Origin of the sequence: Palleronia marisminoris, assembly GCF_900172315.1 — a bacterium.
Lineage (GTDB): Bacteria > Pseudomonadota > Alphaproteobacteria > Rhodobacterales > Rhodobacteraceae > Palleronia > Palleronia marisminoris.
This window is the reverse complement of record NZ_FWFV01000013.1, coordinates 1-14,500: the sequence shown is the minus strand read 5'-3', so window position 1 is coordinate 14,500 and position 14,500 is coordinate 1. Positions and strand designations below refer to the sequence as shown.

Sequence of the window (14,500 nt, the reverse complement as noted above, 5' to 3'; positions counted from 1 at the left end):
CCGGGCGTCCACTTTACGGGCTCCTGGCCCCTTGCCAGCCTCCTGTCATATTTCCTGACTGAATTTGTTGACTACCCTGCGTTTCGGTGGAAGAGGGGGAACCATCCGGGCACTAGGAAGAGTCGAGACATGTTCAAACTCACCGTCACGGCGGCCGCGCTCGCGGTTGCATTTGGCGCTCAGGCGCAGGCACAGGACGACGCTGAGGAGGTTGACGCCGCCACCCCCGCGGGCCTGTCCATCGAATTGAACGCCGCCACAACCGCGGAATCCGGCGGCTGCACCATGAGCTTCCTGATCGAGAACGGCCACGACGCCGAGATCGCCAAGGCCGTGTTCGAGACGGTGCTTTTCGACACGGACGGCCAGGTCGAGCGCCTGACGTTGTTCGACTTCGGCGAATTGCCCGAAGGCCGGCCGCGCGTTCGCCAGTTCACGATCCCGGGCAAAGCCTGCGACGGGTTCGGCCGCATCCTCTTCAACGGCGCAAGTACCTGCGAAGCCGGCGAGTTGGGCGACGCCGCCTGCACCACGGGCCTGATCCTCGACAGCCGTACGGATATCGAGGTTCTGGGATGAACATGTTGCTCGATCCGATCTCGCGGGTCGCGGATATCGGCGGCCCGGTCGTCGTGCTGCTGATGGTGATCGCCGTGGTGACGCTGGCCGTGGTGCTCTACAAGTTCTGGCAGTTCACCGCTGCTGGCGTCGGCCGCCACCGTGCGCTTCGGGATGCCGTCGCCGCATGGGACCGGGGTGACCGGACCGAGGCACGCCGCTCGCTGGACCGCTCGCGCTCGTACCTGGCGCCCGTCGTGGACATGGCGGTGTCGGCCCCTCCGGGCCCCGAGACATTGGCGCGTTTGACCGCCGAGGCAGAGTCGCGCTTCGCCAAGCTCGAACGGGGCCTGCGATTCCTCGACATGGTCGCGCAGCTTGCGCCGCTCATTGGCCTCTTCGGCACCGTTCTGGGCATGATCGAGGCCTTCCAGGCCCTGCAGGACGCCGGGGCGCAGGTCGATCCGTCGATCCTTGCGGGCGGCATCTGGGTGGCCCTGCTGACGACCGCGGTGGGTCTGGCCGTCGCCATGCCGACTTCGGCCATCCTGTCGATGTTCGAAAGCCGTCTCGACGGCGAGCGCGTGCTGGCCGAGCGGGCGATCTCCACCATTCATGCGCCGATGGGCGGGCAGTCGAGCGACCGCGTCGGCACCGCCACGCCTGCGCATGCTTAGGCGGGGCCGCCGCCGGCGCGCCATGTCGCTGACGTCGCTGATCGACGTGATCTTCCTGCTGTTGTTGTTCTTCATGCTGACCTCGACCTTCACCCGTTTTGCGGAGGTCGAGCTGGCCGCGGCGGCCGCCGGCACCGGGGCAGCGTCCGACGCCGCGCCCCTGTTCCTGCGGCTGGCCGAGGACGACGTCAGCCTGAACGGCGACAGCTACGCGCTGGACGGCCTCGGCGACGCCTTGGCAAATGCCGGTGAGGATGAGACTCCGCGCACCCTGCTCGTCTCGCTGGCCGAGGGGGTGACGGCGCAACGGCTGACCGACCTTCTGGGCGTGCTGCGCGGGGTGCCGAACGTGGCGCCCCAGGTGCTCGGGGGAAGCTGATGGCTCGCAAACCTCGCAAATCGGGGGGGGAACCCACGATCGCGCTCATCAACGTCGTGTTCCTGATGCTCATCTTCTTCCTGGTGGCCGGACAGGTCGCGCCGCCGTTGGCGAGCGACCTGTCGCTCGTGCGGACCGCCGAGCTCGAGGGGCGGGCGCCGCCCGACACGCTCATCATTCGGGCCGACGGCACGATGGAATTTCACGGCGAGCCGGTTCAATCAGCCACCGCCTTCGCCGGGACCTTGCCCGAGGAAATGCGCGAGGCGATCCGCATCGTTCCCGATCGCGAATTGGACGCCAGAACGCTGGTGGGGATTGCCGCCGAACTGCGCGGCGCCGGCGCCGAAAGCATCCGCATCGTGACCGAGAGGGGCCTCGAATGACGATCCCGTCCTCGATCCGGGCCAAGACCACGGCGACGGCCCTGTCGGTCATGGCATTGGCCGCAGGCCTCGTGATGGGCGTCAGGTCCGCCCCGGTCGAGATTGCCGGCGGAGGCTCGGCAGCGCCCTCGCAGCTGGGGTCGAGCTTTGCCGACCTCGCCGCGGGCACCGAGGTGGCCGAGCCGACCGAGACCGTGCAGGCGGCGGACCCGGTCGAGCCGACCGAGGCAGCCGAACCGACGGAGCCGGTCGAAGCCACGCCGCCCGAGCCGACCAGCGATGCCCAACCGACCGATCCCACGCCGGCCCAGCCCGCCGAGCCGACCGAGGCCGTGCCGCAGGAAGCGCCGACACCACCGACGCCTGTGCAGGCGGTCCCGGTTCAAACGGCCGACCCGACGCTTCCGGCGATGCCCGATGTCGTCACTGCCGATGCTCCGGACCCTGTCGCGCCGGTCCAGGCCGCCCCGCCCGAGCCGGTCGAACCTTCGCGGCCCGAGACGATCACGGGCGAAGAGCTTCCTCCCGGGGTGGTCGTGTCGTCGCGACGCCCTCCGACCCGGAGCGAAGCGTTCGAGGCTAGACACCGCCGCCCCGACCCGCCCCCGCAGCCCGAGCCACAGCGGCAACAGCCGACGCCCACGCGGCAGGCGCAAGCCCAGCCGACGGCGACGCAGCAGGGCAACTCCGATCGGTCCGAACGCGCCGGATCGCAGCAGGATACCGGCGGCAACGCCAGCGGCGCGACCGGCCAGCGCCAGGCGAGCCAGGCCGGCAACGCGGCCGCGTCGAACTATCCCGGGCAAGTCATGAGCCGCCTGTCTCGCGTGCCGCGCCCCTCGGTCCGTGCGGCCGGCAGTGCCGTGATATCCTTCGCGGTCGCCGGATCGGGCGGGCTGGCCAATGTCGGCATCGCGCGCTCTTCGGGCTCTGCCGCGCTGGACCGGGCGGCGGTGCAACTTGTCCGTCGGGCCGCCCCGTTCCCGGCACCTCCGCCGGGCGCGCAGCGCAGTTTTTCCATCACCATCGCGGGCCGCTGAGCGGTCCGCGTTCCCTCTCATGGCCGTGATCCCGGTACTTCGGGGCTTTCCGGCCCCGGCCCGAGCCTTATGTCACGTCCATGCGCTGGAACCTGCCCAACATCCTGACCGTCCTGCGATTGCTCGCCGCCCCCGGCGTCGCGGTCGCTTTCCTTTACTTCACGCGGCCCTGGGCCGACTGGTTCGCCTTGCTGCTCTTCGTGGCGGCGGCGGCGACCGACTGGATCGACGGCTTCATCGCCCGATCCTGGAAACAGGAAAGCCGCTTCGGCGCCATGCTCGACCCTATCGCCGACAAGGCCATGGTCATCATCGCGCTGCTGGTGATCGTCGGATATTCGTCGATGTCGCCCTGGCTGGTGCTGCCCGCGACCTTCATCGTCTTCCGCGAGGTCTTCGTCTCGGGCCTGCGCGAATTCCTGGGGGCTCAGGCCAAGCTCCTGTCGGTGACCAAGCTCGCCAAGTGGAAGACGACGGCGCAGATGGTCGCGATCGCGGTGCTCTTTTCGCGCGACATCTTCCTTTACCACATGCTCGACCGCTCTGCCGGGATGGATGAGGCGACCACGCAAGGCATCCTGAACGGCCAGATCGCGGACGAGGTCGGGCTGCTCTGGCTTGCCCAGCTGCGAGACATCGCCGGAGTGCTGGGCGTGACGCTTCTTTGGATCGCGGCGGCGCTGACGCTGATCACCGGCTGGGACTACTTCCGCAAGGCGCTGCCTTTCCTGAAGGATCCGGCATGAGCGTCGATGTCCTTTACTTCGCGTGGGTCCGCGAACGCATCGGCCTGCCGCGCGAGCGGGTCGAGACCCAGGCCGAAACCGTTGCCGACCTCGTCGCAGAACTCACGGCGCGCGAGGCAAGATACGAGGCTGCCTTCGCCGATCCAACCGCATTGCGCGTGGCCGTGGACCAGCAGTTGACCGATTTCGACGCGCCCCTGGCGGGTGCCCGCGAGGTCGCGTTCTTTCCCCCGATGACGGGCGGCTGATGCAGGTCCGGGTCCAGGAAGAGCCCTTTGACATGGGCGGCGAACTGGCCGGGTTCGCCCATGGGCGCCGCGATGCCGGCGCCGTCGTGACCTTCTCGGGCCTCGTCCGCGACGATACCGGCGATCTGAGCCACCTCGAGATCGAGCACTATCCCGGCATGACGACCACGGCGATCGAGGGCATTGCATCCGAAGCCATCCGCCGCTGGTCGCTGTCAGACGCGCTGGTCATACATCGCTACGGTCGCCTCGCGCCCGGCGCGCCCATCATGATGGTCGCCACCGCCGCGCCGCATCGCGCCGACGCCTTCGCGGCGGCCGAGTTCCTGATGGATTACCTCAAATCCCGCGCACCCTTCTGGAAGAAGGAAGTGACGTCCGCGGGCGAGGCCTGGGTCGAGGCCAAGGCCGAGGACGAGGACGCCCTCGACCGCTGGTAGTTTGGGGAATTCGGGACCGAAGCTCAGGTCGCGTTCGACTGCTCGATGTAGTCGCGCAGCTCTTCGGCTTCGGCGCGGGCATGGTGCAGCCCGTCCATGGCGGCGCGCAGCTCGGCCTCGGCCGAATGCAACTGGTGCATCATCTCGCCTTCGCGCTCTTGCAGGTAGGCGATTGCCTGGTCGCGGCTTTCTTCGGCCTCGTGGACCATCTGGGCCATCCGGTCGAGCTCTCCCAGATCGGCCTGGCTGACCCGCGTGAGGCGATGGACGAGCCAGTTGGCAAACCACCCGAGCATGAACGCGACGAACAGGATCACGGCCGTCGCGATGACGAATTCGGTGCGGTTCATTCGGCGGTCCCGGCCTCGTCTTCCTGTTCGTCCTCGACGACTTCGGCCGCATCCTCGGCGGATGCGTCGTCGGGCGTCGCCGCCTCTTCTTCGCCCGACAGGAGCTTGAATTCAATACGTCGGTTCGCCTCGCGCCCTTCGGGCGTGTCGTTGTCGGCGATCGGGCTTTCCTCGCCATAGCCCATGGCGGTGAGGGTGCTGACGGGCACGCGCAGCGCCAGAAGGGCGGCCAGAACGGCCTCGGCGCGTTCCTGGCTGAGTTGGCGGTTCATCTCTTCACGGCCCTGGCTGTCGGTATAGCCGCCGACCTCCATCGGGACGCTCTCGCATTTGCCGAGGATCTCGGCCACGCCGCGCACGCTGTCGCGCGATGCCGGGTCGATGGTGGCCGAACCGGGGTCGAAGGTGATCTGGCGCGTCTGAAGGATGTTGTTGATTTCAGCGACGCATTCCTCGGGCGTCGGCAACCCGAGCGAGGCGTCCAGACGCTCGTCATACGACACCTCGATCTCGTAGCGCGCATCGTCGCCGAGACGGCTCGACAGGCGCCCCGCGATCAGGGACGAGCCGTCCTGTGATCCGCTCACCCCGGTGACGCTAAGCGACTCCTCGGTCACGCGGATGGCGCCGTTGTTCAGGACGGACAGCGCGTCGAGCCCGGCCAGCAGGCGCGGCGTCCAGCCCGCAGGCACCTCTTCCTCGGGTGCGAAGCCGTCATTCACCTGGTCGCCGCCGAACAGCGCGCGCCCGTAGCTCGCCACGGTCGCCCGGTCGAGCGCATCGCCTACCCGACCGCTCAGTTGCACGGCGCCTTCGGGGCTGCGCGTGGCGGTGAACTCGGCCGGGCCTGCGTCGGGCTCGACCGCTTCGGCATCGGCTTCGAGGGCGGTCAGCGAGAATTCCGGGGGCAACCCTGCCCGCAGGGCGGCGACGGTCCGGCCGAAGTCCTCGGTGCCGGCGGCGGCGTCGATGCGTATCGCAAGATCGCTGATCGTGAGCGTCCCCTCGGGCACGCGCTGCATCGCCCGCATCGCTTCTGTGGCCACATCCGCCCACTCGGGCGAGGGCACACCAAGACCGATCTGGCACCGCGCCCCGTCGATCCCGAGCGGCTCGGCCGCGTCGAGGATACGCGCGCGCCCTTCTTCGGTGCTCGCAGAACAGGCGTCGAAACGGCTCGTCTCGCCCTGCCGGGTCAGCCGCAGGATGAACGGCGCGATCACCGGGCGCGGTGCGGTGATGTTCAGCGCGACCTCGACGCCGTCGGGTGCGAGGTCGTTCAGCGTATCCTCGAGCGCGCGACGCGCCTCGGCGTCCTGGGCCATGGTCACGACTTCGACCTGATCCGCATCGATCGAAATCTTGGCCTTTTCGGAACGGGCCAGCGCTTCGATACCGAAGTCGAGCGCTTCGTCCCACGCCTCGGGCGCGGGATAGCTTGCCGTCTGAAGCAGGTCGGTGATCGGGGTATTGAAGGCGTGCCGGGCGATCCTTTCGAGGAAGGCGAGGCGATCCATCTCGGCCGGGACGAGCCCGATCAGGCTGATCCCGTCCTCGGCGCGCAGGACCTCGATGGAAAATCGGGGCGCAGCGATCTGCTGGCGTTGTGCGACATCCATCCGGTCCTGCACGCGTGTGCCTTCGACGATCTGCCCCGCCACGCTCAGGGCGCGGAACCGTGCAGCCTCGTCGGGCGCGGTGCCCGCCATGTCGATCGTCAGCCCGTCGGCCGAGACGGTGGCCCAGTCGATTCCGGCGTCCCCCAGAGCCTCGTCTATGGCCCGAACCGACCGTGCTTCGATCTGGGTCACCGTCAGGCTTGCGGCCCCGATGCAGAGGGCGGCGGCGAGGGTGAAGGTCACGGCGACGGGCAAGAGAGGTTTCGAGCGCATGGGGGCCTTCGGCGTCGTTTCGGTGCTGTTCGTCTATCCGGCGGCTTGTTTCGCGTCCATCAGGCGAGCATCGCAAGAGCGAGAAACAGCGCAGCCAGAAGCCCCGTATCGCGGTTTGCGCGGAAGAGGTTGAGACACGTCTGCGTGTCTTCGTGGTCGAACCGCGAAAGCTGCCAGGCCATGTGCCAGCCCATGGCCCACGGCGCCCCGAGGGCCAGGACGAGAGTCAGGATGTTCGTGTCGGCGAGCGCAAGCACGACCGCCACGGTCATCAGCAGGCAGGCCGCCACCATAAAGCCGCGCAGCCAGGGCTTCGGGCGGTCTCCGAACAGGCGGGCGGTGGACTTTACCCCGATCAGCACGTCGTCCTCGGCGTCCTGGTAGGCATAGATCGTGTCGTAGAAGAGCGTCCATGCGATCCCGGCGAGGTAGAGGACCACCGCCGGCCACGCGAGCGCGCCATGCATCGCCGTCCACGCCAGAAGCGCGCCCCAGTTGAAGGCGAGGCCCAGAAAGACTTGCGGCCACCAGGTGAAGCGCTTGGCGAAGGGATAGACCGCGACGGGCAGCAGCGACAGGACGCCCAGCAGGATGGCGTTCAGGTTGAAGGTCAGGAGGATGCAGAAAGCCACCAGGGATTGCGCGACCAGCCAGGCGAGGGCCTGTTTGGGCGAGACTGCGCCCGAGGGGATCGGGCGGGACCGGGTGCGCGCGACGCTGGCGTCGATCTCGCGGTCGGTGATGTCGTTCCAGGTGCAGCCCGCCCCCCGCATGAGGAACGCTCCAAGCGCGCAGCCAGCCGCGATCCACAGCCCCTGCAGTCCGAACCGGCTGTCGGCGGCGGCCGCGAGCAGCAGACCCCACCAGCAGGGCAACAGCAGCAGCCACGTTCCGATGGGCCGATCAGCCCGCGACAGGCGCAGGTAGGGTCGTGTCGCGGGCGGGGCGAGGTGATCGACCCAGTTGCCCTTGACGGCGTCGGCTACCTGGCCTTTCGTCGCCTCTGCTTCCGCCACGATTGGACTCCTCTGCATGCCCTCGACGATCCGCCTCTTTGTAGAGCATCCGCTTGGTCCGGCGCAAACCGTCCCGCTGAACCAGGCACAGGCGCATTATCTCTTCGGGGTCATGCGCCGGAGCGAGGGCGAGGTGATCGAGGCGTTCAACGGTCGCGACGGGACGTGGCGCGCCGAGGTGATCGAGGCGCGCAAGAAGGCCGGAGTGCTTGCCTGTGTGGAGCAGATCGCGCCGCAGCGGGATGCACCGGATGTCTGGCTGCTGTTCGCACCGATCAAGAAGCAGCGGACGGATTTCATCGTCGAGAAGGCCGTCGAGTTGGGTGCCGCGCGGATCTGCCCCGTGGTGACCGAGTTCACCAATGCCGAGCGTATCCGGCAGGACCGGCTGCAGGCCCATGCCGTCGAGGCGGCCGAGCAATGCGGTGGCAACTACGTTCCCGATGTCGCCGATGCCGTGAAGCTGTCGGACCTGCTGGACGGCTGGGACGAGACGCGGCGCATCCTGTTCTGCGACGAGGGTCTTGCCGGAGTGGCGGATGTGCTTTCCGACCTGCCGCCTGGACCCTGGGCGATCCTGATCGGGCCAGAGGGCGGGTTTTCCGAGCAGGAACGCGCCCGGTTGCAGCGGCTTGAGGTGGCTCATCCGGTCAGCCTCGGGCCGCGGATCCTGCGTGCCGATACCGCGACGGTGGCGGCCTTGACGCTGTGGCAGCAGGCGCTTGGAGACTGGGCATGATCCGCGGCGACGCGCTCGCTCAGATCCTCAGGTGGCGCGAGGCCGCCGTGGGGCTCGGGGCCGTTTCGGTCGGGCTTTGGTGGGCGGTCGGGTCCTATGGCGTGATGCGCTGGGTCGGTGTGGTCGTCGCGATCGGCGGGGCGGCGATCCTGCGTGAGGCGATGGTGCGCCTGCGCCGCCCGCGCGACGGCGGCGGAGCCGGCGTGGTGAACGTGACCGAGCGGCAGATCACCTACTTGTCCGGGACGGGCGGCGGCGCGGTTTCGGCCGACACGCTGGCCAATGTCGCGATTCACCGCGGCGGCGGCGGCTCGCCGGTCTGGCACCTGGCCGACGAGCAGGAGCGTCGGATCGCCGTTCCCGCGAACGCCGAAGGGGCGGGGGCCTTGTTCGACGCGCTCTCCGCGCTTCCGGGGTTCGATGAGGGTGCCGCGGTCGAGGCGCTGAGAGACCCCTCACCTGGCGCACGGGTGCTGTGGACGCGTGCGCCTGAGCGGCTCAGTTGACTTCCAGATAGCCGGGGGCCAAGTCCAACGGCGACAGCACGGCGAGAGAGAAGCAATGTCGATTCCCCAGTCCGGCGGCGGCCCCGTCGAAAGCCACGAGCAACTGGCGGAGTACCTCGCCGCGGGCTGCAAGCCCAAGGATCAGTGGCGCATCGGGACCGAGCACGAGAAGTTCGGCTACTGCAAGGACACGTTGAAACCGCTTCCGTACGAGGGAGAGCGCTCGATCCACGCGATGCTCTCGGGCCTCCGGGACCAGTTCGACTGGACCCCCGTCGAAGAGGGCGGGCACCTGATCGGCCTCGAGAAGGACGGCGCCAACATCTCGCTCGAACCCGGCGGGCAGCTCGAGCTGTCGGGTGCGACGCTCGAGACCATCCACGAGACCTGCGACGAGGTGAACGACCACCTGGCCCAGGTGAAGGCCGTGGCCGACCGGATCGGCGTGGGGTTCATCGGGCTTGGCGCTGCGCCGCATTGGACGCATGACGACATGCCCCTGATGCCCAAAGGCCGCTACAAGCTGATGGACGGCTACATGCGGAAGGTCGGCTCGATGGGCCTGACGATGATGCGTCGGACCTGTACAGTTCAGGTGAACCTCGACTTCGCGTCCGAGTCCGACATGGTGCAGAAGCTGCGGGTCGCGCTGGCGCTGCAGCCGGTGGCGACTGCGCTTTTCGCGAACTCTCCGTTCCTCGAAGGGAAGCCGAACGGGCACAAGTCCTGGCGCTCGCGCGTTTGGCGCGACCTGGATGCGGACCGGACAGGGATGCTGCCCTTCGTGTTCGAGGACGGCTTCGGGTTCGAGCGGTGGGTGGACTACGCGCTCGATGTGCCGATGTACTTTGTCTATCGCGACGGGAAATATGTCGACGCGCTGGGCCAGTCCTTCCGCGACTTCATGAAGGGCGAGCTTCCGGCGCTGCCGGGCGAGAAGCCGACCCTGTCGGACTGGGCCGACCACCTGACCACGATCTTTCCCGAGGCGCGGATCAAGAAGTTCCTCGAGATGCGGGGCGCGGATGGCGGGCCGTGGCGCAGGCTCTGCGCGCTGCCGGCGTTCTGGGTCGGGATCTGCTACGACCAGACGTCGCTGGATGCCGCTTGGGATGTCGTGAAGGACTGGACGGCCGAGCAGCGCGAGGCGCTGCGGGTCGAAGCGTCGGTCCACGGGTTGCAGGCGAAGGTCGAGGGGATCGACATGCAGCAACTCGCCGCGACCTGCGTCGAGATTGCGGATGCCGGGCTGCGGGCGCGTGCGAAGCCGGGTGCCGGCGGCATGATTCCCGACGAGTCGCACTTCTTGAACGCCCTGAAGGAAAGCGTGGAAAGCGGGAGCGTGCCGGCCGACGACTTGATGGCGCGTTTCGACGGCGACTGGAACGAAGATGTGACACGGGTTTTCGGCGAATTTTCGTACTGAAACCCGCAATCACAGGGATTGACGGCGGAAAATAGCCAATTGCGACAGTGAAGACGCTGGACGCGCCGAATTGTCGACGTAGGTTCTGCTTCAGGTTTAACTGGGAGATACCTGATGAAGAAGATCCTGCTTGCTCTGCCCGTCGTCGCGCTGATGGCCGGCTGCCAGACCACGAACAACCAGGGCGCGCTGACCGGCGCCGCGCTGGGCGCTGCCACTGGCGCCGCCGTCTCGGGCGACGATGACCGCGTTGCGGGCGCGCTGATCGGCGGTGCCGTCGGTGCCGCGGCCGGCAATTACATCGGCCGCAACAACAACGGCAACTGCGTCTACGAGAACTCGATGGGCCAGCGTTACACCGCCGCCTGCCCGTAAGCGCTCAGCAGGATCGGTGGGCTACGGCTCGCCGATCCGAAGCCCGAGCACGAACGCACGCACCTTCGCCTCGGGCATCTCGCAGGGTTTCAGAAGCGCCCTGCCATCGCTCAGGCGATAGAGATTGAGGCTGATGTAATCCGGACCACCGGCTTCCTCGGCCACCAGCTTCTCGCTTTTTCCATCGGCAAACTGTGCGCGCATCGCCCTATAGCTGCGTCCGTCGTACTGCGCCGTGAATGCCCCGACCGGCAGCCGGTCGAAGGCGGCGAGGAAGTCTCTCACGGCTTCTTGCCGATCTTCGGCTCCGTTCCTGCGCGCAGCCGCGAGATGTTTGCGTGGTGCCGCAGGAAGATGAACACCGCCATCACCCCCATCGTTAGCGCGGCCCAGGGAAGTCCGAGGAACAGCGCCCAGATCGGCGCCATGGCGGCCGCCACCAGCGCCGAGAGCGACGAGATGCGCGTCAGCGCCGCCGTCACGAGCCACGTCGCGCAGACCAATAGCCCCACTGGCCACGTCAGGGCCAGCGTCGTGCCGAGGAACGTCGCGACCCCTTTTCCGCCCTTGAAACCGAGGTAAAGCGGATAGCAGTGCCCGATAAAGGCGCCTCCGCCCGCGGCGAGGGCCGCGAGGTCGCCGATCAGCCACCGGGCGACGACGACCGCAAACGCTCCCTTGCCGATGTCACAGATCAAGGTGAGCAGCGCCGCCGGTTTGCTGCCGGTCCGCAAGACGTTCGTCGCGCCGATGTTTCCCGACCCGATCTGCCGCAGATCTCCCAGCCCGAAAGCCCGCGTGATGACGAGGCCGAAGGGCACCGAGCCCACGAGATAGCCGAGAACGGCGCAGAGAATGATCATGAAAGGGGCACCCCTGGATTGTTGTGCGGACCATGCCGCGACGGCTGGTCGCCGTCCAGAAGGTCATCGTAGTGTGATTTGCGATAGCCCCGCCGAGCGCTATTTCTGCGAACCGTAGCCCGATAGGAGTGCCCATGGCCCGCCGCTGGACGAACGATCTTTCGCGTCGCGATGTGACGCCCAAGCCCGTTTTCATGAACCGCCGGACGCTTCTTGCGTCGGGCGGCGCGCTTGCTGCTGGTGCCGCGTGGCCCGCGCAAGCAAGCGCCGAGGCGCTCGACCCGAACACTTGGGACGAGATCACCTCGTACAACAACTTCTACGAGTTCGGCACGGGCAAGACCGATCCGAAGGAAAATGCAGGGCAGCTGACGACCACTCCCTGGTCGGTCGAGATCGACGGTATGGTGGACAAGCCCGGCTCCTACGCCTTCGAGGACATCCTGTCCCAGATGGATATCGAAGAGCGGATCTACCGGCTTCGCTGCGTCGAGGCGTGGTCGATGGTGATTCCGTGGCAGGGGTTCGAATTGGCCGATCTCATCGCGATGGCCGGGCCGAAGCCGGATGCCACGCACGTCGCCTTCCAGACCTTGATGCGCCCTGAAGAAATGCCGGGGCAGAATTACCCGATCCTCGACTGGCCTTACGTCGAGGGGCTGCGCATGGACGAGGCGATGCATCCGCTGACGATCATGGCGACGGGTCTTTACGACAAGCCGCTGCCGAACCAGAACGGCGCGCCGATGCGCCTCGTGGTGCCGTGGAAATACGGCTTCAAGTCGATCAAGTCGATCGTGCGGATCACGTTGACCGACAGCCAGCCGCCGACGACATGGAACCTGTCCGGACCCCAGGAATACGGGTTCTACGCCAATGTGAACCCGAACGTGGATCATCCCCGCTGGAGCCAGGCAACCGAGCGGCGGATCGGCGGGGGCTTGTTCTCGAGCCGGGTCGATACGCAGTTGTTCAACGGCTACGACGAGGTGGCCGCACTCTACGAAGGCATGGACCTGGAGACCAACTATTGATGAGCCGCACCCAGCGGGTGAACGCGGCCATCCGGAAGGTTCCAAGCTGGTTGATCTACTTTGCGTGCGCCCTCTTGCCGCTGTGGTACTTCTACCTCGCGCTGACCGGAGGGCTGGGCGTCGAGCCAATCAACGGGCTCGAGCTTGCGCTCGGCGATCTGGCGATGAAGGCGCTCGTGCTCGTTCTGGCGATCACGCCGTTCAGGAAGTGGACGGGTCTAAACCTGGTGCCCCACCGCCGGGCGATCGGAGTGATCGCATTCTTCTACGTCCTCTGCCACCTGCTGACCTGGGCGGTACTGGATGTGCAGAGTCCTGCGCGGATGTGGGCCGACATCGTGAAGCGCCCCTACATCACCATCGGCATGGCGGCCTTCGTCCTGCTGCTGCCGGTGGCGATTACGTCGAACAATCTCTCGATCCGGCGCCTCGGCCCTATGCGCTGGCGCAGACTCCATATGCTCACATACGTGATTTGCGCGTTGGGGGCGGTCCACTACGTGATGGTGCAGAAGGTCTGGGAGATCGAGCCGCTCGTCTATCTGGCGATCGTGCTGGGGCTCCTGGCCACCCGCATACCATCGATCCGGCGCGAGTTCGCCGGCTGATAAGGAAATGCCGAATGTATAGAGCAATGCTTGCCGCCGCGATTCTGAGTTTTGCGGGCGGCGCGGCGGTTCCCGCCCCAAGCCCTGACGCCGTCGAGCCGGTCACGCAGTTCGTTGGAGAGATGGCGGTGCCGATGCCGGGCGGCGGCATCGACAAGAGCCGGATCGACAATGCCCTGCGATTCGAACCGATCCAGAGCTTCGACGACATGTTCCTGCGCGACGACGTGGTCTACCTCATGCGCCACGGTCCGACCGACTGGTCGAAACTGGACAAGAAGGAGGTGTCTCCGACGGATTGCGAGAATCAGCGGCTCCTGTCCGATCAGGGGGCCAAGGACATGCGGGACCTCGGCGCGCTGCTGGCGTTCAACGATATCACGTTCGGGCGCGTGGTCGTCAGCCAATGGTGCCGAAACCAGCAGACCTACGAGCAGCTCCAGGCCGGGTACGACCAGGTCGACGACGGCATATGGGAGACTTTCGCAAAGGCCGATAGTGCGGACCTGAACCTTCTGCTGTCGCTGCAGGGCGCGCCGAACGTGACGAACCTGCGCGAGCTCGTGTCGACGTGGGATGGTGGAGACGGGAAAGGGCCGATGCTGGTGATCTCGCACTTCACCAACATCCAGGAACTGACGGAGTTTGCGGCTTACGAGGGCGAGATCCTCGTGGTGGATCCAAAGCGAGACAACCGGGTTCTCGGCTATCTCCGCTTGAAGACGGCCGAGCCGGATGTGGGGCACTTCGCCATCGCCAACGATGATGCGCCGTTTGACGAGGATGAGGATTCGTCCAGTGACGAATAGGATTCGGCCGGGGCCGGACGCGCCGGGATGTGAATGGGAGCGGTTGTTCGGGATGTAGAAGGCGGGGGGGAACCCCGCCTTTTGCGTTTCCACCTCGATGAGTCGGGGCGATTCCCGGTATGGCCGAGACGCCTGAAGCACCCGTCGTGGAGCGACACGACCGAGATGGTTCGAACAAAGCTTCTGCGACGACGTTCTTGTGCTGAAAATGGCGCGAAGCACCACATCCTGAGCAACGATCTGTCTTCGTCGAAAAACTTTCATTTTTGCTAAGAAGAGCCCTTGCGGGTGTGAGTTGTGATCCGTAGATAGCGCTTCACCGGCGGCGCTGAGGCGCTTACGGGACGCCAGACGGGGCGGAGGGGACGACCGAAAGAGACCGGAAATCAACTGGTTGACATCGGAACG

Annotated in this window: 20 protein-coding genes; 15 read left to right on the top strand and 5 right to left on the bottom strand. The window is 66.8% G+C overall.

The window, feature by feature from the left end:
• Positions 1–129: 129 nt before the first annotated feature.
• The 8 genes from PAM7066_RS16420 to PAM7066_RS16385 all read left to right on the top strand — a co-directional run bounded on the left by PAM7066_RS16420 (position 130) and on the right by PAM7066_RS16385 (position 4,474).
• On the top strand, positions 130–579 hold the full coding sequence (locus PAM7066_RS16420) for a hypothetical protein (protein WP_085855310.1): 450 nt from the start codon (positions 130–132) through the stop codon (positions 577–579).
• The gene (locus PAM7066_RS16415) at positions 576–1,235 is read left to right on the top strand and encodes a MotA/TolQ/ExbB proton channel family protein (RefSeq protein ID WP_085855309.1); all 660 of its coding nucleotides are present in this window, start codon (positions 576–578) and stop codon (positions 1,233–1,235) included. The genes PAM7066_RS16420 and PAM7066_RS16415 overlap by 4 nt, the downstream gene beginning before the upstream one ends.
• Entirely contained in the window at positions 1,228–1,614 is a 387-nt protein-coding gene (locus PAM7066_RS16410; RefSeq protein ID WP_245749731.1) for a biopolymer transporter ExbD, read from the top strand. The genes PAM7066_RS16415 and PAM7066_RS16410 overlap by 8 nt, the downstream gene beginning before the upstream one ends.
• Positions 1,614–2,000, top strand: a complete 387-nt coding sequence (locus PAM7066_RS16405; RefSeq protein WP_085855307.1) for an ExbD/TolR family protein — start codon at positions 1,614–1,616, stop codon at positions 1,998–2,000. The genes PAM7066_RS16410 and PAM7066_RS16405 overlap by 1 nt, the downstream gene beginning before the upstream one ends.
• A complete protein-coding gene (locus PAM7066_RS16400) occupies positions 1,997–3,040 on the top strand; it encodes a TonB family protein (RefSeq protein WP_085855306.1) in 1,044 nt (347 codons plus the stop codon). The genes PAM7066_RS16405 and PAM7066_RS16400 overlap by 4 nt, the downstream gene beginning before the upstream one ends.
• Positions 3,041–3,120: 80 nt before the next feature.
• Positions 3,121–3,786 carry a CDP-diacylglycerol--glycerol-3-phosphate 3-phosphatidyltransferase gene (gene pgsA / locus PAM7066_RS16395; protein ID WP_085855305.1) on the top strand — a complete coding sequence of 222 codons (666 nt, stop codon included), beginning with the start codon at positions 3,121–3,123 and terminating at the stop codon, positions 3,784–3,786.
• Complete coding sequence (moaD, locus tag PAM7066_RS16390; RefSeq protein ID WP_085855304.1) at positions 3,783–4,034, top strand: molybdopterin converting factor subunit 1; 252 nt, start codon at positions 3,783–3,785, stop codon at positions 4,032–4,034. Before pgsA ends, moaD begins: the two co-directional genes overlap by 4 nt.
• On the top strand, positions 4,034–4,474 hold the full coding sequence (locus PAM7066_RS16385; protein WP_085855303.1) for a molybdenum cofactor biosynthesis protein MoaE: 441 nt from the start codon (positions 4,034–4,036) through the stop codon (positions 4,472–4,474). Before moaD ends, PAM7066_RS16385 begins: the two co-directional genes overlap by 1 nt.
• Before the next feature lie 23 nt (positions 4,475–4,497).
• Here the strand turns inward: PAM7066_RS16385 and PAM7066_RS16380 are convergent, their stop codons facing one another.
• From PAM7066_RS16380 to ubiA, 3 genes are read right to left on the bottom strand one after another with little or no spacing between them, the layout of a single operon-like run.
• On the bottom strand, positions 4,498–4,824 hold the full coding sequence (locus tag PAM7066_RS16380; protein ID WP_085855302.1) for a hypothetical protein: 327 nt from the start codon (positions 4,822–4,824) through the stop codon (positions 4,498–4,500).
• On the bottom strand, positions 4,821–6,716 hold the full coding sequence (locus tag PAM7066_RS16375; protein WP_085855301.1) for an OmpA family protein: 1,896 nt from the start codon (positions 6,714–6,716) through the stop codon (positions 4,821–4,823). The genes PAM7066_RS16380 and PAM7066_RS16375 overlap by 4 nt, the downstream gene beginning before the upstream one ends.
• 59 nt (positions 6,717–6,775) lie before the next feature.
• Positions 6,776–7,750, bottom strand: coding sequence for a 4-hydroxybenzoate octaprenyltransferase (gene ubiA / locus PAM7066_RS16370; RefSeq protein WP_085855300.1), 975 nt, complete (start codon positions 7,748–7,750; stop codon positions 6,776–6,778).
• Between ubiA and PAM7066_RS16365 the strand changes: the two genes are divergently transcribed.
• The 4 genes from PAM7066_RS16365 to PAM7066_RS16350 all read left to right on the top strand — a co-directional run bounded on the left by PAM7066_RS16365 (position 7,749) and on the right by PAM7066_RS16350 (position 10,778).
• Positions 7,749–8,471 (top strand): 16S rRNA (uracil(1498)-N(3))-methyltransferase, encoded by a 723-nt coding sequence (locus tag PAM7066_RS16365; protein WP_085855299.1) that lies wholly within the window; start codon positions 7,749–7,751, stop codon positions 8,469–8,471. The two genes, ubiA and PAM7066_RS16365, sit on opposite strands and share 2 nt — an antisense overlap.
• Positions 8,468–8,977 carry a hypothetical protein gene (locus PAM7066_RS16360; RefSeq protein ID WP_085855298.1) on the top strand — a complete coding sequence of 170 codons (510 nt, stop codon included), beginning with the start codon at positions 8,468–8,470 and terminating at the stop codon, positions 8,975–8,977. Before PAM7066_RS16365 ends, PAM7066_RS16360 begins: the two co-directional genes overlap by 4 nt.
• A gap of 55 nt (positions 8,978–9,032) precedes the next feature.
• Complete coding sequence (locus PAM7066_RS16355; RefSeq protein ID WP_085855297.1) at positions 9,033–10,403, top strand: glutamate--cysteine ligase; 1,371 nt, start codon at positions 9,033–9,035, stop codon at positions 10,401–10,403.
• Positions 10,404–10,517: 114 nt separating this feature from the next.
• Positions 10,518–10,778: a YMGG-like glycine zipper-containing protein gene (locus tag PAM7066_RS16350; protein ID WP_085855296.1), complete on the top strand. Its 261-nt coding sequence runs from the start codon at positions 10,518–10,520 to the stop codon at positions 10,776–10,778.
• 21 nt (positions 10,779–10,799) lie between these two features.
• Here PAM7066_RS16350 and PAM7066_RS16345 read toward each other — a convergent pair whose 3' ends face one another.
• Both PAM7066_RS16345 and plsY read right to left on the bottom strand, forming a co-directional pair.
• Positions 10,800–11,063, bottom strand: a complete 264-nt coding sequence (locus PAM7066_RS16345) for a hypothetical protein (RefSeq protein WP_085855295.1) — start codon at positions 11,061–11,063, stop codon at positions 10,800–10,802.
• Positions 11,060–11,641, bottom strand: coding sequence for a glycerol-3-phosphate 1-O-acyltransferase PlsY (gene plsY / locus PAM7066_RS16340; RefSeq protein WP_085855294.1), 582 nt, complete (start codon positions 11,639–11,641; stop codon positions 11,060–11,062). Before plsY ends, PAM7066_RS16345 begins: the two co-directional genes overlap by 4 nt.
• Before the next feature lie 134 nt (positions 11,642–11,775).
• Here plsY and msrP point away from each other — a divergent pair, with 134 nt between their 5' ends.
• Genes msrP through PAM7066_RS16325 form a run of 3 tightly spaced genes read left to right on the top strand, consistent with a single transcriptional unit; the run spans position 11,776 to position 14,092 of the window.
• Positions 11,776–12,675, top strand: a complete 900-nt coding sequence (gene msrP / locus PAM7066_RS16335) for a protein-methionine-sulfoxide reductase catalytic subunit MsrP (protein ID WP_085855293.1) — start codon at positions 11,776–11,778, stop codon at positions 12,673–12,675.
• On the top strand, positions 12,675–13,283 hold the full coding sequence (msrQ, locus tag PAM7066_RS16330; RefSeq protein WP_085855292.1) for a protein-methionine-sulfoxide reductase heme-binding subunit MsrQ: 609 nt from the start codon (positions 12,675–12,677) through the stop codon (positions 13,281–13,283). The genes msrP and msrQ overlap by 1 nt, the downstream gene beginning before the upstream one ends.
• 14 nt (positions 13,284–13,297) lie before the next feature.
• Complete coding sequence (locus tag PAM7066_RS16325; protein WP_139215038.1) at positions 13,298–14,092, top strand: histidine phosphatase family protein; 795 nt, start codon at positions 13,298–13,300, stop codon at positions 14,090–14,092.
• The last annotated feature ends 408 nt before the right edge of the window (positions 14,093–14,500 follow it).

Coding starts and splice junctions, on each gene's coding strand:
- PAM7066_RS16420 (WP_085855310.1), top strand. CDS start 130: ATGTTCAAACTCACCGTCACGGCGGCCGCGCTCGCGGTTGCATTTGGC.
- PAM7066_RS16415 (WP_085855309.1), top strand. CDS start 576: ATGAACATGTTGCTCGATCCGATCTCGCGGGTCGCGGATATCGGCGGC.
- PAM7066_RS16410 (WP_245749731.1), top strand. CDS start 1,228: ATGCTTAGGCGGGGCCGCCGCCGGCGCGCCATGTCGCTGACGTCGCTG.
- PAM7066_RS16405 (WP_085855307.1), top strand. CDS start 1,614: ATGGCTCGCAAACCTCGCAAATCGGGGGGGGAACCCACGATCGCGCTC.
- PAM7066_RS16400 (WP_085855306.1), top strand. CDS start 1,997: ATGACGATCCCGTCCTCGATCCGGGCCAAGACCACGGCGACGGCCCTG.
- pgsA (WP_085855305.1), top strand. CDS start 3,121: ATGCGCTGGAACCTGCCCAACATCCTGACCGTCCTGCGATTGCTCGCC.
- moaD (WP_085855304.1), top strand. CDS start 3,783: ATGAGCGTCGATGTCCTTTACTTCGCGTGGGTCCGCGAACGCATCGGC.
- PAM7066_RS16385 (WP_085855303.1), top strand. CDS start 4,034: ATGCAGGTCCGGGTCCAGGAAGAGCCCTTTGACATGGGCGGCGAACTG.
- PAM7066_RS16380 (WP_085855302.1), bottom strand. CDS start 4,824: ATGAACCGCACCGAATTCGTCATCGCGACGGCCGTGATCCTGTTCGTC.
- PAM7066_RS16375 (WP_085855301.1), bottom strand. CDS start 6,716: ATGCGCTCGAAACCTCTCTTGCCCGTCGCCGTGACCTTCACCCTCGCC.
- PAM7066_RS16365 (WP_085855299.1), top strand. CDS start 7,749: ATGCCCTCGACGATCCGCCTCTTTGTAGAGCATCCGCTTGGTCCGGCG.
- ubiA (WP_085855300.1), bottom strand. CDS start 7,750: ATGCAGAGGAGTCCAATCGTGGCGGAAGCAGAGGCGACGAAAGGCCAG.
- PAM7066_RS16360 (WP_085855298.1), top strand. CDS start 8,468: ATGATCCGCGGCGACGCGCTCGCTCAGATCCTCAGGTGGCGCGAGGCC.
- PAM7066_RS16355 (WP_085855297.1), top strand. CDS start 9,033: ATGTCGATTCCCCAGTCCGGCGGCGGCCCCGTCGAAAGCCACGAGCAA.
- PAM7066_RS16350 (WP_085855296.1), top strand. CDS start 10,518: ATGAAGAAGATCCTGCTTGCTCTGCCCGTCGTCGCGCTGATGGCCGGC.
- plsY (WP_085855294.1), bottom strand. CDS start 11,641: ATGATCATTCTCTGCGCCGTTCTCGGCTATCTCGTGGGCTCGGTGCCC.
- msrP (WP_085855293.1), top strand. CDS start 11,776: ATGGCCCGCCGCTGGACGAACGATCTTTCGCGTCGCGATGTGACGCCC.
- msrQ (WP_085855292.1), top strand. CDS start 12,675: ATGAGCCGCACCCAGCGGGTGAACGCGGCCATCCGGAAGGTTCCAAGC.
- PAM7066_RS16325 (WP_139215038.1), top strand. CDS start 13,298: ATGTATAGAGCAATGCTTGCCGCCGCGATTCTGAGTTTTGCGGGCGGC.